Source organism: Methylotuvimicrobium sp. (assembly GCF_050611805.1).
Taxonomy (GTDB): Bacteria; Pseudomonadota; Gammaproteobacteria; order Methylococcales; family Methylomonadaceae; genus Methylotuvimicrobium.
In genome coordinates this window covers 1-17,282 of record NZ_JBNGHF010000071.1, presented here as the reverse complement: position 1 = coordinate 17,282, position 17,282 = coordinate 1, and the positions used below count along the sequence as shown (strand labels likewise).

At 50.3% G+C, this 17,282-nt stretch carries 14 protein-coding genes; 9 read left to right on the top strand and 5 right to left on the bottom strand.

The features are described 5' to 3' along the window. Positions 1–134: 134 nt before the first annotated feature. Entirely contained in the window at positions 135–629 is a 495-nt protein-coding gene (locus ACRJJO_RS20230; RefSeq protein ID WP_431067390.1) for an NUDIX hydrolase, read from the bottom strand. Positions 630–994: 365 nt separating this feature from the next. Between ACRJJO_RS20230 and ACRJJO_RS20225 the strand changes: the two genes are divergently transcribed. Together ACRJJO_RS20225 and ACRJJO_RS20220 are read left to right on the top strand one after the other, a co-directional pair. Then, the gene (locus ACRJJO_RS20225; RefSeq protein ID WP_431067389.1) at positions 995–1,576 is read left to right on the top strand and encodes a c-type cytochrome; all 582 of its coding nucleotides are present in this window, start codon (positions 995–997) and stop codon (positions 1,574–1,576) included. A 198-nt stretch (positions 1,577–1,774) separates the two neighbouring features. Beyond that, positions 1,775–2,197 carry a hypothetical protein gene (locus tag ACRJJO_RS20220; RefSeq protein WP_431067388.1) on the top strand — a complete coding sequence of 141 codons (423 nt, stop codon included), beginning with the start codon at positions 1,775–1,777 and terminating at the stop codon, positions 2,195–2,197. A 155-nt stretch (positions 2,198–2,352) separates the two neighbouring features. Here ACRJJO_RS20220 and ACRJJO_RS20215 read toward each other — a convergent pair whose 3' ends face one another. Further along, positions 2,353–4,044, bottom strand: coding sequence for an NAD-dependent malic enzyme (locus tag ACRJJO_RS20215; RefSeq protein WP_431067387.1), 1,692 nt, complete (start codon positions 4,042–4,044; stop codon positions 2,353–2,355). Positions 4,045–4,294: 250 nt separating this feature from the next. On the opposite strand from ACRJJO_RS20215, the gene ACRJJO_RS20210 reads away from it, so the two are divergent. After that, a complete protein-coding gene (locus ACRJJO_RS20210; RefSeq protein ID WP_431067386.1) occupies positions 4,295–6,775 on the top strand; it encodes a glycogen/starch/alpha-glucan phosphorylase in 2,481 nt (826 codons plus the stop codon). 205 nt (positions 6,776–6,980) lie between these two features. Here ACRJJO_RS20210 and rsmA read toward each other — a convergent pair whose 3' ends face one another. The 3 genes from rsmA to ACRJJO_RS20195 all read right to left on the bottom strand — a co-directional run bounded on the left by rsmA (position 6,981) and on the right by ACRJJO_RS20195 (position 9,303). Continuing rightward, positions 6,981–7,769: a 16S rRNA (adenine(1518)-N(6)/adenine(1519)-N(6))-dimethyltransferase RsmA gene (rsmA, locus tag ACRJJO_RS20205; RefSeq protein ID WP_431067385.1), complete on the bottom strand. Its 789-nt coding sequence runs from the start codon at positions 7,767–7,769 to the stop codon at positions 6,981–6,983. Beyond that, complete coding sequence (pdxA, locus tag ACRJJO_RS20200; protein ID WP_431067384.1) at positions 7,759–8,775, bottom strand: 4-hydroxythreonine-4-phosphate dehydrogenase PdxA; 1,017 nt, start codon at positions 8,773–8,775, stop codon at positions 7,759–7,761. Before pdxA ends, rsmA begins: the two co-directional genes overlap by 11 nt. A gap of 165 nt (positions 8,776–8,940) precedes the next feature. Next, positions 8,941–9,303, bottom strand: a complete 363-nt coding sequence (locus ACRJJO_RS20195) for a PilZ domain-containing protein (RefSeq protein ID WP_404360042.1) — start codon at positions 9,301–9,303, stop codon at positions 8,941–8,943. 194 nt (positions 9,304–9,497) lie between these two features. On the opposite strand from ACRJJO_RS20195, the gene ACRJJO_RS20190 reads away from it, so the two are divergent. The 6 genes from ACRJJO_RS20190 (at position 9,498) to ACRJJO_RS20165 (ending at position 17,183) form a co-directional block, all read left to right on the top strand. Continuing rightward, positions 9,498–9,764 carry a hypothetical protein gene (locus tag ACRJJO_RS20190; protein ID WP_431067383.1) on the top strand — a complete coding sequence of 89 codons (267 nt, stop codon included), beginning with the start codon at positions 9,498–9,500 and terminating at the stop codon, positions 9,762–9,764. A 78-nt stretch (positions 9,765–9,842) separates the two neighbouring features. After that, a complete protein-coding gene (locus ACRJJO_RS20185) occupies positions 9,843–10,223 on the top strand; it encodes a hypothetical protein (RefSeq protein ID WP_431067382.1) in 381 nt (126 codons plus the stop codon). A 19-nt stretch (positions 10,224–10,242) separates the two neighbouring features. Continuing rightward, complete coding sequence (locus ACRJJO_RS20180) at positions 10,243–10,923, top strand: DUF2760 domain-containing protein (protein WP_431067381.1); 681 nt, start codon at positions 10,243–10,245, stop codon at positions 10,921–10,923. After that, entirely contained in the window at positions 10,920–12,893 is a 1,974-nt protein-coding gene (locus tag ACRJJO_RS20175) for an Hsp70 family protein (RefSeq protein WP_431067380.1), read from the top strand. The genes ACRJJO_RS20180 and ACRJJO_RS20175 overlap by 4 nt, the downstream gene beginning before the upstream one ends. Positions 12,894–13,116: 223 nt before the next feature. Continuing rightward, entirely contained in the window at positions 13,117–15,897 is a 2,781-nt protein-coding gene (locus tag ACRJJO_RS20170; protein ID WP_431067379.1) for an Hsp70 family protein, read from the top strand. A 188-nt stretch (positions 15,898–16,085) separates the two neighbouring features. Then, the gene (locus ACRJJO_RS20165; protein WP_431067378.1) at positions 16,086–17,183 is read left to right on the top strand and encodes an SPFH domain-containing protein; all 1,098 of its coding nucleotides are present in this window, start codon (positions 16,086–16,088) and stop codon (positions 17,181–17,183) included. The last annotated feature ends 99 nt before the right edge of the window (positions 17,184–17,282 follow it).

Genomic DNA, 17,282 nt, shown 5'->3' with positions numbered 1-17,282 from the left:
GCGTCCTGTCGGGCGAGTGACCGCACCCTCCCCACCAGAGAACTTTCATTTGCCGGGGCGATGGCCAGGCCTTCATGAACGTTAGGTTAATATAAAGTCTAAAGATAACATGGTTTCGATCGGTAAAAGATCGCTTATGTACAGATAAAATCACCGGTTTTTCCGTTCGGGTCGACCAAACCGGGTAAAGTACCAGACTGCCAAAGACGGTGGGTGTTTTCGATGATGTCTTTTAGACCGGGTACCAGTTCGTAATGATCGAGTCGATCCAATGCAACCCAGCAAGCTTCAGAGACGTCGGAATTAGCGATGGGAGTCCGGCTTTCTCCGTCGAGAATCTCGACTAAAAAATCGGCAATGACATAATGAAAATTTTCGATATTGCGTTCGACAAGTGCTACGAGGCTGAGTACTCGGGTATTTTTAAGTCCGGTTTCCTCCTCGATTTCGCGTCGGCAAGCGTCGATCAGTGTTTCGCCCGGTTCCAACTTGCCGCCGGGAATCGACCAAAGGCCTTGTGCAGGAGCTTGATTTCGTCGGATTAACAAAACTTCTCGATGGCGGTTGAAAGCGATGCCGCTTACGCCGATCATGGGGATAGGTAGTGATTTTAATACTTGATGAGTCATAAAAATAACAAGTTAGGATTTGGTCAAAAATAACGGCCCTATTTATTTGTGGGGTTCGGTTGCTCGATTGACAGGTGTCGGCAGCATGGAACTGCCGTCAAGCCTACACGGACGTATTCACCCAGCACCTAAATTCCATAGCTCAATGGCCATTATTAATTGTCTTGGATAATTTAGGTGCTGCGTCCTGTCAAGCGAGTAACCGAACCCTAGACCAAGTCCCATAGGTCCAGGAAATTATTTGTCGCGAAATCCTTGCTGACATTGATGTCGATGTCGCGTTATAGTGACCAACACTGATTCGGAATTTTTCTAACTCAAAAATTCGATCATGTCTACCCTACCGATGCAATTAGGAGGAAACGATGAAAAAAAGTAATTTTTACAATTCGATCATGCTGTCATCCGTTTGTTTATTCGGCTCTTTGGTTTTCGATACTAACGCAATCGCCGCCGATGCAAAGGCAGGCGAGAATAAGGCGTCAGCGTGTACTAATTGTCATGGTTTGAACGGCATAAGTGTCGATGCTCAATTTCCTATACTAGCCGGTCAACGGCCCAAGTATATCGTCAAACAACTAAAAGCTTTCAAGAGCGGTTCGCGCGAAGGCCCCATAATGAAGAATATGGCCCAGGGGCTTAGCGATGAAGACATGGCCGATCTTGCGGCTTATTTTTCAAGCCAACAACCTAGAAGTGCTGTTGTCGATCCAAAATTAGCCGAGTTAGGCGAGAAACAATCGGCGATGTGTCTAGGCTGCCATGGCAAAGGCGCAGAAGGGAGAATGCAATTTCCAAGGTTGGCTGGGCAGCACCCTGATTACCTAGCTAAACAATTGAAAGCATTCAAGTCCGGCACGCGTAAAGGCAGTCCGATGAATGCTATCGCAAAAAATTTAAGCGAAGAAGATATCGAGGTCTTGGCTGCTTATCTCGGCTCTTTATAATTCGTAATTATTTAGCATAAGTCCTGTGTTCTCTTGGTTAGTTAAATCCAAGATCAATACCAGAAGCCAAAGCGATCACATACGCAGAGTGTTTATATACCTTTCGCCCTTCAAATTTCGGCAGTGTCAGTGGCGACGCCGAATTTTGATCTAGTGGTTCTACTATTAATTAAATTAAACGAATCCCGGGAGGTTGCGGTGATTAATAAACATGCTCTCATATTGTTCGCTATTTCGTTTTCGATTTTTCTGCCGGGGTTGGCGATTGCTGAACAGCCCGGGTCCATCCCTGTGGAAAACGGAGCTAGGCAGGCAGGCGAAACTAACCGGCAGTACAAGGAAAAAATGGGCCGGCGGAATGAACAAGATCAGGAGCAGAAGAAGACTAAACAAGAGCGCTTCGAAAATATGCGGCGGCGCTATCTCGACGATGCCGCGCTTCCCAAGCGTCGAGTCTATCGGAGGAGTAAGGATAATGCGAAACGTCCAATGAGCCGATACGAAGATTTCGAACAAAAACGCGAACGGCACAGAAAATATAATGAATATATCGAGCAGAATAATCTTGATAAACCGGCTGATCGCAAGCAATTAGGTGCTGAAGAGATCTATAGCAATTAAACGGAGCAGTCATTGAGTTTAGTTTGGATATATTTTAAGTCACTATCCTTGGCTACTGAATTCCGGCCTTCATGATCTTCATGGTGAAATGCTTTTTCAGGTTGATCAAAAAGCGAACCGTTATTTTGTACGCACCTATCGGATGCTATACGGAATTAAAAACAAACCCGCTTATAGTGCCGATAGACCGGTTGCCAGAAATTTTCTTCGATGCGTTCTAGTAATTGCTGATCGCTAATTTCAAGCGCCAAGTTTTGCTTAAGAGCGACTTTACCTACCGCGAAAGCGATGCGTTTGCTCAGTTCGGGTAATTCCGTCAATGGCGGCAATAATTCGCCTTGTCCGGTGTTAGCCAAGGGCGATGCTGCGGCCAGAGTTTCGCTGGCGGCGATCAACATCTCGTCTGAGATTCGTCTGGCTTGCACGGCAATAACGCCGAGGCCGATTCCCGGAAAAATATAGCTATTGTTGCACTGCGTGACATCATAGCGCTTACCGCAGTATTCGACGGGAGGAAAGGGGCTGCCTGCGGCTAATAGAACCCGTCCTTCGGTCCACTCGATAATTTGTTCGGGCGTAGCCTCTACTTGGCGTGGCGGGTTGCTGAGCGGAAAAATAATCGGCCAATCGCAACCTTGGGTCATAGTCCGAATCACGGTTTCGGTAAAAATGCCGTGTTGGCCGGAAACGCCGATCAAAACGGTCGGATTGGCGTATTGAATGACCTCAAGCAATGACGGATAGTCACCTTCGATTGACCAGTCCTCTAGTCGGTTTGATGCTTGGACCAGTTTTTGTTGAAAGTCCCTAAGTCCTGTCATGCTTTCGGTGAGTAAACCGAAACGGTCGACCATGTAAACGCGATGACGGGCTTCGCGGTCGGACAGTCCCTCGGTCCGCATTTGCGCGATCACCTGCTCGGCAATTCCGCAACCGGCCGAACCGGCTCCGACAAAGACCACTCGCTGCTCGGACAACTTCCGATTTTTAACTCGGCAAGCAGCCAACAGCGTACCGACCGTGACCGCGGCAGTGCCTTGAATGTCATCATTGAAGCAGCACAGTTGGTCTCGGTAGCGTTGCAATATCGGCATCGCATTCGGTTGCGCGAAGTCTTCGAATTGCACGATAACATCCGGCCAGCGGTGCTTGACGGCTTGTAAAAAAAGGTCGATGAAAGCGTCGTATTCCGCTTGAGGAATCCTTCTATGACGCTCGCCCATATACATCGGGTCTTGTAATAACTTTTCATTATTGGTGCCGACATCGAGTACTACCGGTAAGGTATATGCCGGGCTGATTCCGCCGCAAGCGGTATAGAGCGACAGTTTGCCGATCGAAATGCCCATGCCGCCGATTCCTTGGTCACCCAGACCTAAGACTCTTTCGCCATCGGTGACGACAATAATTTTGACATTGCGTTTGGTGGTATTACGCAAAATGTCGTCTATTTGTTGACGCTCCACGTAAGAAATAAACAAGCCTCGGCTGCTACGATAAATATCCGAAAATTGCTCGCAGGCATCGCCGACGGTCGGCGTATAAATAATAGGCAACATCTCCGGCAGATGATCCTGCAGGAGTCGATAAAACAGCGTTTCGTTATTGTCTTGTATCGAACGCAAATAAATATGTTTGTTGATTGCGTTTCTAAAGCTCGAATACTGGAGATAAGCGCGTTGGACTTGCTCTTCAATCGTTTCGTATCGAGGCGGGAGCAATCCGGTTAAATTAAATGTTTGTCGTTCTTCTTTACTGAACGCACAGCCTTTATTCAGTAAAGGCATTTCCAGTAAAGCGGGGCCTGCATAAGGGATATAAAGAGGAGTTTTCGACATTGCTGTCATAACGGAATTTTCCTTAGTCAACCTGGCTTTGAATGTAACATGCGCGAAATAATTTGAACAAGTTACACACGCCCACCGTGTATGAGTGTTCAAGTTATTTCTTACCTATTACAGCATGATTATACTCTTAACGACTCAAGTTTCGGCATCCCGGAGTCGAATTCTGATTAACAATCGGTATAGTCCTGTCATGGCATTAGTATTGCATTTTAATTCAATAGACTGTTCACCCTATACGAGAACGACAACTATGAAACAAAATCATTACCCAGTGACCACCGACGACATTAAACGAAATTTCTTTCGCAATTTAGCTAATGTGCAAGGCAAATTTCCTGCATTGGCCAGCACCTTTGACTATTACATGGCCTTGTCCTATACCGTGCGGGATATGTTGATGGCTCGTTGGGTCGGTACGGCGACCGAATATGTCGAAAAAAAATCGCGCACCGTGGCGTATTTGTCGGCCGAGTTTTTGATGGGGCCCCATCTGGCATCGAATTTGTTGAATCTGGGCATGGCCGAACTGGTCACTCAGGCCATGGCGGAATTGGGGCTGAAATTGGACGATTTACTAAGGGAAGAGCCGGAGCCGGGTTTGGGGAACGGCGGATTGGGACGTTTGGCGGCCTGTTTTCTCGATTCGATGGCGACGATGAACATTCCTTCGGTCGGTTATGGAATCCGTTATGAATTCGGTATTTTCGAGCAGGTCATTTTCGACGGTTGGCAGGTGGAAAAGACCGATAAATGGTTGTTTCGCGGCAATCCCTGGGAGATCGTTCGGCCGGAGTGGGCCGTCGAAATCAAATTGGGCGGGCATACCGAACGCTATGTCGCCGAAAATGGAGAAGCGCGCGTCAATTGGATTCCCGGTTGGTCGGTTAAGGGTGTGCCTTACGACACGCCGATTTTGGGGTACCGCAACAATACCGCGAATACCTTGCGTTTGTGGCAAGCTGTTGCGCCGGAGTCGTTCAATTTCGGGCGTTTCAATCAAGGCGATTATTACGGCGCGGTTGAAGAAAAAGTCTCTTCGGAAAACCTAACTAAGATTTTGTATCCGAACGATGGACCATTGCAGGGCAAGCAGTTGCGTTTGGAGCAGCAATATTTCTTCGTTTCGTGCTCTTTGCAAGACATGCTGCGCATCATGAAGACCCAGCGCATCCGCTTGGAGCAATTTCATGAAAAGTTTGCCGTTCAGTTGAACGATACTCATCCCGCCATTGCGATAGCCGAGTTGATGCGATTGTTGGTCGATGAGCACGACATGCCTTGGGATACGGCTTGGAACGTGACGAGACGGACTTTCGCCTATACCAATCACACGCTGTTGCCGGAGGCGTTGGAATGTTGGCCGGTGGAATTGATGGAAAGCTTGCTGCCGAGATTGATGGAGATCATCTATGAGATCAATAGCCGCTTTCTCGAACAAGTCAGGGCGCATTGTCTCGGCGATACTGCCAAAGTCATCCGCATGTCGATGATCGACGAAAATGGGGCAAGAATGGTGCGCATGGCGCACCTGGCTTGTGCCGGCAGTCATGCGATCAATGGTGTCGCCGCATTGCATACCGAACTGCTCAAACGCGATGTGTTGAAGGATTTTTATAGTCTTTGGCCTGATAAGTTCAGCAATAAAACCAACGGCGTGACGCCAAGGCGTTGGATGGCATTATGTAATCCGAGGCTCAGTAAGGTCATTAGCGAAGCGATCGGAGATACTTGGGTGAGAAATTTGGGAAAACTGCAAGATCTTCAACGCTTTTCGGACGATGCGGTATTTTTAAATCGTTGGGAGGATGCCAAGCGGCTCAATAAACATGATTTCGCGCTGAATCTCTATAAGCGTACTGGTGTCAGCGTCGATCCGGAATCGATTTTCGATGTGCAGGCCAAGCGCATTCATGAATACAAAAGACAGCATTTGAATATTCTTTATGTGATTGCTCTTTACCGGAAGCTGAAAACCGATCCGCATTTCGATATTCATCCGCGCACCTTCATATTCGCCGGCAAGGCCGCGCCCGGCTACCATTTGGCCAAGCTTATTATTAAGCTGATCAATGAAGTAGGGCGGGTCGTCAATCGCGACCCGGTGACGAAAGACCGTCTCAAGGTTGTGTTTTTGCCGAATTTTAATGTCACGAACGGTCAGCAGATTTATGCCGCAACCGAGGTGTCGGAGCAAATTTCCACGGCCGGAAAAGAAGCTTCCGGAACCGGCAACATGAAGTTTGCGATGAATGGGGCATTAACTATCGGAACGTTGGATGGAGCGAATATCGAAATTCGCGAGGAAGTCGGTGAAGAGAATTTCTTTTTATTCGGCATGACAGCAGAAGAGGTGCGCTTAACTTATGAGCGGGGTTATGCTCCGAATGACGCGTATCAGCAAGATGCGATTTTGAAAGATGCCATCGATCTGATTCGAAACGGTTTTTTTTCGCACGGCGATACCGGTTTGTTCCGTGATTTGACCGATAATCTGATCTACAGCGATCCTTATTTGGTGTTGGCCGACTTCAATGCGTATCGGGAGTGCCAGGATTCCATTGATACGGTGTATCGCGACAGAACGCGTTGGAATCGGATGTCGGTACTGAATACGGCGAGATCCGGCAAGTTTTCATCGGATCGAACGATTGCCGAATATTGCCGCGAGATTTGGAAGGTCGAGTCGGTACCGATCGATGTTCCGGAAGTGGACCCATTTAGGCTTGTTTGAGCTGTAAGACGCGCACACTGTCTTTCGAAAAAGGCTCGGGCAAAAAAAATGCGGCTAAAAAGCCGCATAAAGGATATTAGAAGGATATAAGCTCTTAAAAAAATAGCAGTATTTGAAAGTTTGCATCTCAAGAGTTGTGCATAGTTTATGCAAGATATCCGGCTTTGAAAATGTGGCAAATTGTCGCGTGGCGGATTGTCGCAGTTTATTTGTTGTCTTTTATTAGGTAGCGGCTCAAGGCCGCAAAGTCTTCCAGCGACAAAGTTTCGGCGCGCGCGCTCGGGTCGATGCCGAGTTCTGCTATTTGTTGTTCGTCAAGCAGATTCCTTAATGAGTTGCGAATCGTTTTACGGCGTTGAGAGAAGGCATGAACGACAACCTGATTCAAGTCTTCGACCGAATTGACCGAAACCGGGGGCTTGTTATGAGGAATCAGGCGGATAATTGATGAGGTTACTTGCGGTGCGGGGTCGAAACTTTCCGGCGGGACGTCGAATAAATGTTCCGCTGCGCAATAATAGTGCGCCATCACGCTAAGACGCCCGTATTTTTTGCTGCCGGGCTCGGCACAAATCCGATCCACGACTTCTTTCTGCAGCATGAAATGCATATCGGCGATGCAGGATGTGCTTTCCAATAAATGAAACAACAATGGCGTAGAAATATTGTAGGGGAGGTTACCGATGACTCTAAGCGGTTTGCCGTCCGTCGGCAGCGCTTGGAAATTGAAACTCAATGCATCGGCGCTATGAATCGTTAAGCGTTCGTTGTCGCCGAATTTCTTTTTCAACAGACTCACTAGGTCGCGGTCCAGTTCAACGATATCGAGCCGGATGGCATGATTCAATAATGGCGCCGTCAACGCACCTTGCCCGGGGCCGATCTCAACCCAGTGTTCGCCCGGACGGACCTGTATATTGCCAAGAATCTCTTCGATGATCGAATAATCGGTTAAAAAATTCTGGCCGAAACGTTTGCGGGCTTTATGCGTCATGGGTAGTGCGGTTTGGGGAAGATGAGGACATTGCCAGTGCCGTTGCCAAGGCATATTCGATGCTGCCCGTGTCGATAGAACCTGTCCCTGCCAGATCGAGCGCGGTGCCGTGGTCGACCGAGGTGCGTACAATCGGTAAGCCCAATGTAATGTTTACGGCGTTGCCGAAGCCTTTATATTTCAACACCGGCAAACCCTGATCGTGATACATCGCCAGTACTGCATCGGCCGTATCGAGATATTTTGGCGTAAACAACGTATCGGCCGGCAATGGGCCAATTAGGTCGAGACCTTGTTCGCGTAGATTTTCCAATACCGGTTCTATGATCTCTTTCTCTTCTAGTCCCAAATGGCCGTTTTCGCCGGCATGGGGGTTTAAGCCGCAGACTAGTATCTTCGGGTTAGCCAGATTGAAGCGCGTCTGCAGATCTTGGGCCAGGATGCGCAAAACGCTTCTTAGCCGGTTATGCGTAATCGCGGCGGTGACATCGGCAAGCGGGAGATGGGTCGTAACCAGTGCGACTCGGAGTCCCGGTGTCGCCAGCATCATGACCGGATGGCCGCCGGTAATGCCTGCAATGTATTCGGTATGGCCGCTGAAAGCAATGCCGGCATCGTTGATGACGCCTTTATGTACCGGTCCAGTCACCATGGCGTCAAACAACCCGTCTAGGCAGCCTTTTGCCGCGCGCGTGATTGTTTTGAGGACATAACGGCTATTTTCCATGTTGAGTTGGCCGCATTGCGCCGGGGCACTCATTTTAACCGGCAAGACGCTGATAGAGCCTGCGCTTTGTTCGACGAGTTCCGATGACGGGTCGAATGACTTGACCTTGAGTTTAAAACCCAGCGATTCAGCGCGTTGCATCAGCAAATCGGGGTCGGCGATCGCAACGAGTTCGCAGGCATGGCTTTGTTGTGCCAGCATGATACAAAGGTCGGGGCCGATACCGGCCGGTTCGCCGGGGGTGATGGCGATGCGCTTCAATGTAGGGGTTGCGTCCATGGGGTATTTTAGGAAAAAAGATTATTCTACCGTAATCGATTACATTTCGCGCGCTCATGTACTGTTACAACGTGGTCAAAGAATATCTTCCCGGTGCTCACCCTCAAGTCAATTCGTTCCCGCAGAACGATGGGGCAATTTGTGGAAGTTAATTTTGAACTTGTCCTAAGATGTCTTGATCAGCAAAGTTAATTCATTGAGTTTTATACATTCAAACAACAAGTTGTCGACCGACTCTTCGCAATGATCCGTGTATTGGAGCCCGCATTCATTATTGCTGAATTGATGTTTTAACATACCGTGAACGGTGAACGGTTCACCCGATTCGGGGAGATGCATGGTGATTTTTATTTTTTCGCTGACATCAGGTGCTAGTGGTTTTGTAAGTTTGATTCTTATCCCGCTTCGGCTGATATCGATAATGTCGGCGCTTAACGGAAATTCCAGGTCGACTCCGTCATTTACCATGACTCCTGCGCTCAATCCTTTAGGTTTGATTCGGCGATGCGTGCGTCTTTCGGTTGCCATGTGGTTCCTTTTGTTTGAATAAGTTAAAATTAATTGCTTGTATAGTTCAAATTGATAAAAATGCAAATCCGGAGCTAAAAATTATTGCGTAATCGGACGGATTTACGGCGTCCTTTGACGGGCACCCGGGGCCGAATTTGCATCTGCGATGGGTATAACTTTACACAACAACACAGATGATAGGATGATTAATCATGCAAAAAACCGATGAAACGCCTCTTTGGGTATTTTTGGCCTTTTCAAGTATAGAAACACGTCGAGGAGCTTTGATTTTACTCTGGAGCTCGATGTTGTTTACTGTTTACTGCATACCCTGGGTAACTCTCTTTCAAGGCCACGAGTGGGTCGAAATTCTATTTTTGATCGATGATTGGAGTTGGGTGGCGATGATGTTACCGATGTCGGTTTGGTATTGGTTGTGTTTACGGTGGGTTGATAAAAAAAATGGTTGGGTTATTTGAAGCCCGCACCGGCTTTGTTGTTCATTTGCCGTCTGTTCGCGTAAAATCTTCAATAATTCAATTGAGACGGGAAATACGATGAAACAGGTTTTAATAGTAGCGTTCTTTTTGATTTCCTTGTCCGCTCAAGCGGACGATGCCAAAAACGAATGGCATGACACCACGCTGTCCGACGCGACGATCAAGAAAATCCAAGAGTCCCAATATCATTATAAAAAATGTATTGCCAACGAATTGCAAGTTGCTTCGGCAAGGCCGCAAGATATTAGAAAAGGTACCGAAGCCATCGTTAAGAAATGCGAGAATGTTCTGGCCGATATGAGAAATGTCTATCTCGAGGAAAAAGTACCTGAAGTGATTGCCGACCGGCATTTAAAGCAAATGCGCATTCAAACCACGCGCGATGTGCTCAGAGAAATGATGTTCATCGAATCCGCGCGAAAAGCCGGACAACAATAATCAAATCAGTACGGATGTTATGAATACGACCTATACGATAGATTTAACCCTAAAGCCGAGCACCTTCGATTTATGGCATGTTTGTTTGGCGGGAACGGTGGCTTTATTAGCGATTTTGCTGATCGTGTTGTTGATAGTCATGTTGATCGGAATTTCCAGAGGTAGAAAAAAACTGCTTGAGGAAGCCTTACGCGAGTCTGCCGTCTCGCTGGCCGAAACCGTCAAGATACCCGAGCCTGAAGTCAAAGTCGTCGAGAAGATCGTCGAAGTCGAAAAAGTCGTTCAAGCGCCGGCACCGGAGCCGGTCGTATTAAAAGAAGCGACGCCGGATGCGGCGTTACAATTGTTGAGTTTATTACAAAAAGAAGCTCGCTTCATCGACTTCATTAAAGAAGATATTACCGCTTACAATGATGCCGATATCGGTGTGGCCGCAAGGGTTGTTCATGAAGGTTGCAATAAGGCGATCAACGAACACTTTAAACTCGTGGTCATCCATGAAGGTCAAGAGGGTAATAAAGTGTCTTTGCCAAAAGGATTCGATGCTGCTTCGATTAGACTGACCGGCAACATTATCGGCGAAGCGCCCTTTACCGGAACATTGATCCATAGAGGTTGGCAAGTGACCGACATTCGCCTGCCTAAATTAACTGCTGGACATAATGCCAAGATTATTGCACCGGCCGAGGTAGAATTATGAAAAGTTTGTTCGGACATTTACGCTCGGAAAATCCCGGAGAGGGGGCGCTTAACGCGGACGTGAGTCAAAATGAATCAAACGAAGATAATCCACTGGAGGACAGCAATGACGAGCAAGCCTCGGTCAAGCATTCCGGGCCTCGTTTTTCGGTTGGAATCGACTTGGGCACGACGCATTGCGTGTTGTCCTATGTCGATTTAAGTCAAAGCGATGAGGATGGTCATGTTCAAGAAGTGATGGCGATACCTCAGTTAACTTCGCCGGGTGCGGTCGAGGAATTGATGCAGTTGCCGTCATTTTTATATCAGGCGCATCACTCCGAATTAGCGGAAGGCTCGACGGCTTTGCCTTGGTCAGCGAAGCCTGAATTTTTAGTCGGCGAGATCGCTCGCGGCTTAGGAAGTAAAGCCCCGATTCGACTGGTTTCCAGTGCGAAAAGTTGGTTGTGCCATGCAGGCGTCGATTGTAAGGCACCCATTTTGCCGGCTGAGGCGCCTGAAGAAGTCGAGCGGGTTTCGCCTTTTCAAGCGACCGTCGCCTATTTACAGCACATACGCGATGCCTGGACGCAACTGCACCCCGATGCGCCGTTGGCAAGTCAAGACTTGACAATTACGGTGCCGGCGTCGTTCGATCCTGCGGCTCGCGAATTGACTGTCGAAGCGGCGCGGTTTCTCGGTTTGGAACAAGCGCTCTTGCTCGAAGAGCCACAATCGGCATTGTATAGCTGGATCGAAAGAAGTAACGGAGAATGGCGAAAGCAAACCGAAGTCGGCGATATTTTATTGGTTATCGATATCGGCGGCGGTACGACCGACTTGTCGTTGATCGCGGTTACCGAACAGGACGGTAATTTAGAACTCACGCGAGTCGCGGTCGGAGACCATATATTGCTCGGTGGCGATAATATGGATCTGGCCTTGGCTTATACCGTCAAAGCCAAGCTCGAAAAGGATGGTAAGCGTTTGGAATCCTGGCAAATTCAAGCCTTGACCCATGGCTGCCGCGAAGCGAAAGAAAAGATTTTCAACGACCCCTCGTTGGATGTGATGCCGTTGGTCGTGCCGAATCGCGGCTCGTCGTTAATCGGCGGTTCGTTGCGTACCGAATTGACGCGCGATGAAATCAATAATGTGTTGGTAGAAGGTTTCTTTCCGCGAGTCTCTGCGGCCGAACGTCCGATCAGCCGTCCTCGTGGCGGTTTGCGTACGGTGGGCTTACCTTATGCGCAGGATGCCGGTATCACACGGCATTTGGCGGCGTTTTTGGTTAAACAACTTAACGCAACCGACGACTTAAAAGATATCAATCTGCCAGAGCATGCATCGTTTTTGCATCCGACTGCTGTGTTGTTCAATGGCGGCGTATTAAAAGCCGCGCCGCTGGCCGAGCGCTTGATGGAAGTCCTAAACAGCTGGTTGACTGCAGAGCAAGCACCCGAAGCGCGCTTGCTCGAAGGCGCCGATCTCGATCTAGCGGTCGCGCGCGGAGCCGCCTATTATGGTTATGTGCGTAAAGGTAAAGGCGTTCGGATTAAAGGCGGCACGGCAGCATCTTATTATGTCGGTATTGAAAGCGCAATGCCTGCGGTGCCGGGTATGCCGCCCGAGATCGAAGCGCTGTGTATCGCGCCGTTCGGCATGGAAGAAGGCACTGAAGCAGCACTGCCCGATGACGAATTCGGATTGGTCATCGGCGAACCGGTGCGTTTCCGCTTTTTCAGCTCGAATACACGCCGCGAGGATCAGGTCGGTACCCGGTTGGAATATTGGACCGATGAAGAGCTCGAAGAACTGGATGAAATCGAGATTACCTTGCCTGAAGAAGGCAGAAGAGTCGGGGAGGTTGTTCCGGTGCATCTGACTTCGGCTGTGACCGAAGTCGGTACCCTTGAATTGCATGCGGTTTCGCGCCAGGACGACAAGCGTTGGAAAGTGGAGTTCGACGTTCGGGCCGGCGAAGAGGATTGATTCGGGTATGGGTTCCCTCGGAGGACCGTGGGAACCAGAAAATTATCTCTCGCAGGGGAGCTGAGAAAACACTTTAACCAACGTGTTTGGATACATTCTCATGGGTGGCTTTTGGCTACGGAAGCATAAAAATAAGAATTAAGCTTCAACTCTCTGCGCCCCTGCGCCTCTGCGCGGGAAACGAAATAAAGCCGTCTATAATGCCTTGACAAGTAACCACACCGTGCAAAAACAAAATCCTCAATTTCTGGTCGGTATCGACCTCGGAACAACGCATACGGTCGTAGCCTTCGCGCATGCCGATCAAACAGCCTCCGAAATCCGAATTTTCAACATTGAACAATTGGTCTCTCCGGGCGAAGTCGCGGCGCGGCCTTTGCTTCCGTCGGTGCGTTACCATCCGGCCGAAGGCGAATTGTCCGAGGCAGACTTGGCGTTCTTGCCGACCGAAGACAAGGCTGTAATCGGCGAGGCGGCGCGTGTGCTCGGCGCGAAAACGCAGGGCCGCTTCGTGACCAGCGCGAAAAGCTGGCTGTCGCATCCGTCGATCGATCATACCGCGGACGTTTTGCCATGGGGTACATGGAGCAGCAGTGACGACATTTCGAAGGTTTCGCCGCTCGAGGCTAGCGCGAGTTATTTGGCGCATATCCGTAGCGTCTGGCGACACAAATTTCCGGACGCGCCGCTCGAAGATCAGGATATCGTCATAACCGTTCCGGCTTCGTTCGACGAAGGCGCAAGATCTCTGACAATCGAGGCCGCCAAATTGGCTGGGCTCAAGCAAGTCAAGTTGCTCGAGGAGCCGCAAGCGGTTTGTTACGACTGGCTCCGGCGTCATGACGGCAGTATCAAGCAGGAATTGGCCAACGTGCGTTTGTTGTTGGTTTGCGATGTCGGCGGAGGCACGACCGACTTGACGTTGATCAAGGTCGAACCGGCCGAACCGGAACCGAAACTGACGCGGATCGGCGTCGGCGACCATTTGATGCTCGGCGGCGACAACATCGATCTGGCTCTCGCGCATCTGGCCGAACAACGCATAACAGGCGGCGGTAAGCGCCTGTCGGCGGCGGATATGTCGCAATTGATCGAGCAATGCCGCATCGTCAAGGAAAAGCTCTTGGCCGACGATGCGCCGGAACAACTTGGCGTCACGCTGCTCGGTGGCGGCTCGAAATTGATCGGCGGCACGCGTTCGGCGATGTTGACGCGCGATGAAATTCATAGCATCGCGTTGGATGGTTTCTTTCCGTTATCGGGCTTGAATGACTTACCGGACCGCAAGCGCAGCGGAGTCGTCGAATTCGGCCTGCCTTATGCGGCGGAACCGGCGGTCAGCAAACATATCGCAGCGTTTTTGAAATTGCATAACCAAGCCGCGCTCGATGCTTTGAACGGTGAGGGTGCCGTGCCGGATGCCTTGTTGCTGAACGGCGGAGTGTTTCGTAGCCGCCCGCTGACCCAGCGGATTCTCGATTTGATTGCATCCTGGCGAGGTGGTGCGCCGAAGCTGCTCGAAAACAAGCATCCGGAATTGTCGGTTGCGTTGGGTGCGGTTAGCTACGCGCAGGCAAGGCGAAATAAACAAGTCCGTATCGGCGGCGGTGCGGCGCGCAGTTATTTCTTGATTGTCGATACCGAACGCGGCGAACAGAAAGGTGTCTGTATCTTGCCGCGCGGCAGCGAGGAAGGGCACGAGGTCGTCTTACAAGACCGGCAATTCGCGTTGCGATTAGGGCAGCCTGTGCGCTTCCATCTGGCTTCGACAACGGGCGACACCGAATATAAGCCAGGCGAGTTGGCTGTGATCAACGATGAGCGTTTTCATTCGCTGCCGCCGCTGGCGGTCGCGTTGTCAGGCGACGAAACGACGCCGCTCGAAACCAAACAAGTAAAACCGTCTACTTCCGAAGTGACTGTGCAATTAGCCGTCATGCAAACTGAAGTCGGCACGCTGAAGATTCAGTGCGTTTCGGTGCAAGACGCAAGCAAGCGTTGGGACGTCGAATTTCAAATCCGCAAAAAAGCGGATGCGGGCGTTCAGGCCGAATTGCCGGCACAGTTCGACAGGGCGGTCGAGTTGGTGCAGGCGGTGTTCGGTTCCAAGTCCAAACAAATTAATCCGAAAGCGGTCAAAAGTTTGCGTGCCGATCTCGAAAAACTGCTTGGTTCTCGCGCAGATTGGGAGACGCCGTTATTGCGAGGCTTGTTCGGCGCTTTGCTCGACGGCATCAAATACCGTAAACGTTCCGAAAATCACGAACGGGTTTGGTTGAGTCTGACAGGTTTCTGTCTGCGTCCCGGCTTCGGTTATCCGCTCGATGATTGGCGCGTCGAACAATTATGGAAGATTTACGATCAATCGGTTCAATACGTCAATGAAGCGCAAATATGGAGCGAGTGGTGGACGCTCTGGCGGCGTGTCGCCGGCGGGCTCGATGTAGCCGAGCAGGAAAAGGTTTTCGACGATATCAATAAGTATTTGAATCCGGCATCGGCGCGGCAACCGGCCGTTGCGAAACAGCTCAAGACACGCGCTTATGACGACATTGTGCGCCTTGCTGCCGTGCTCGAACGTTTGTCGGTCGATAAAAAAATTCAACTCGGTGAATGGCTGTTGAAACGTTTGCAAAGCCCGGGTGAGTCCGAGCAAACCTGGTGGGCGGTCGGCCGAATCGGCGCGAGGATTCCGTTTCACGGTAGTAGTCATAACATCGTACCGTCCGTGACGGCATCCGACTGGCTCAAACAGATCATGCGAGTCGACTGGAAGAAAACGCCCCAGGCCGGATTTGCCGCGACACTGATCGCGCGCATGAGCGGCGATAGAAGTCGTGATATCGACGACGCGTTACGCCTCGAAATCGTCGAGCAATTGAAAGCAGCCAAAGCGCCGACGTCGTGGATTGCGATGGTCGAAACGCTGAAGGAACTCGACGAAAAAGAAGAGAAACAAATCTTCGGCGAAGCCCTGCCGCCGGGTTTGAAGTTGATTGGTTGATTCAAGAAATAATTTCGCGCTGAGTTCTTTTTCTGGTTCCCATGGTCATCCGTGGGAATCCATGCGTTGATTGCTGCTGTAAGAAAGGTATGCATTCCCACGCTGGAGCGGTGGGAGCGAGGATCCCCGCACCTCTGCGGGAGTAAAAGTCAGGTAGGCATTGAATCCAAATAGATAGGAGCACCAACATGGTTTTTTGGAACAAACTGTTCGGCGAATTCGTCGATGTGATCGAATGGACCGACAGTTCCAGTGATACGATGGTATATCGCTTCGAACGCTACGGGAATGAAATCAAATACGGCGCAATGCTGACCGTTCGCGAGTCGCAGACGGCGATACTAGTCAGCGAAGGACGCGTGGCCGATTTTTACGAACCGGGTTTATATCAGCTCGAAACCCGCAACATGCCGATTTTGACCACGCTAGAAAGCTGGCCGCACGGTTTCAAGAGCCCGTTCAAGGCCGAAGTCTATTTTTTCAACATGCGCCGCTTCACCGATTTGAAATGGGGCACGAAGAATCCGATCATGCTGCGCGACAAGGAATTCGGGCCATTGCGGTTGCGCGCGTTTGGCACCTATTCGGTCAGAATTAATGAACCGCTAGCGTTCATTAAGGAAATCGTCGGGACCGGCGGGCACTTCCGTACCGACGACATCAGTTCGCAATTACGTAATCTGATCGTATCGCGCTTTTCCGACATCATCGGCGAATCGGGCATTCCTGCCTTGGATCTGGCCGCGAATTACGATGAACTCGGTGCTTATATCACAGAACGCATTGCACCCGAATTTTCCGAATACGGGCTCGAAGTGCTGCAGCTATTAGTTGAAAACATATCTCTGCCACCCGAAGTCGAAAAGGCGCTCGATAAACGCACCAGTATGGGCATCATCGGCGATCTTCACCGCTACACGCAATTCCAGGCCGCCGAGGCGATGGCTGCGGCCGCGCAAAATCCGTCAGGCGGCACTTCCGAAGGCATCGGCATGGGCATGGGTTTCGCGGTCGCGCGCGAATTGGGTAAGTCACTCTCCGAACAGCCGTCTGCTCAGAAAGCCACGCCGCCGCCGATTCCAACTTCGACGGTCTATTTCGTTGCGATAGCCGGACATCAGGAAGGCCCCTACGCGCTAAAAGTCATCGAGCAAAAAGTCCGCAGCGGCGAAATCAATCGCAACACCTTGGTTTGGAGCGCTGGGATGGCGGAATGGACGCCGGCCGGTCAAGTGCCTGAGTTTTCCGCGGCGTTTGCTCATGTGCCTCCGCCGTTGCCGGGTTGAAAGCGGTTAGCAGTTAGCAGAGAGCGGTTGCGGTTAGTAGATAGTAGTGAAAGGTGAAAGGTGAAAGGTGAAAGGTGAAAGGTGAAAGGTGAAAGGTGA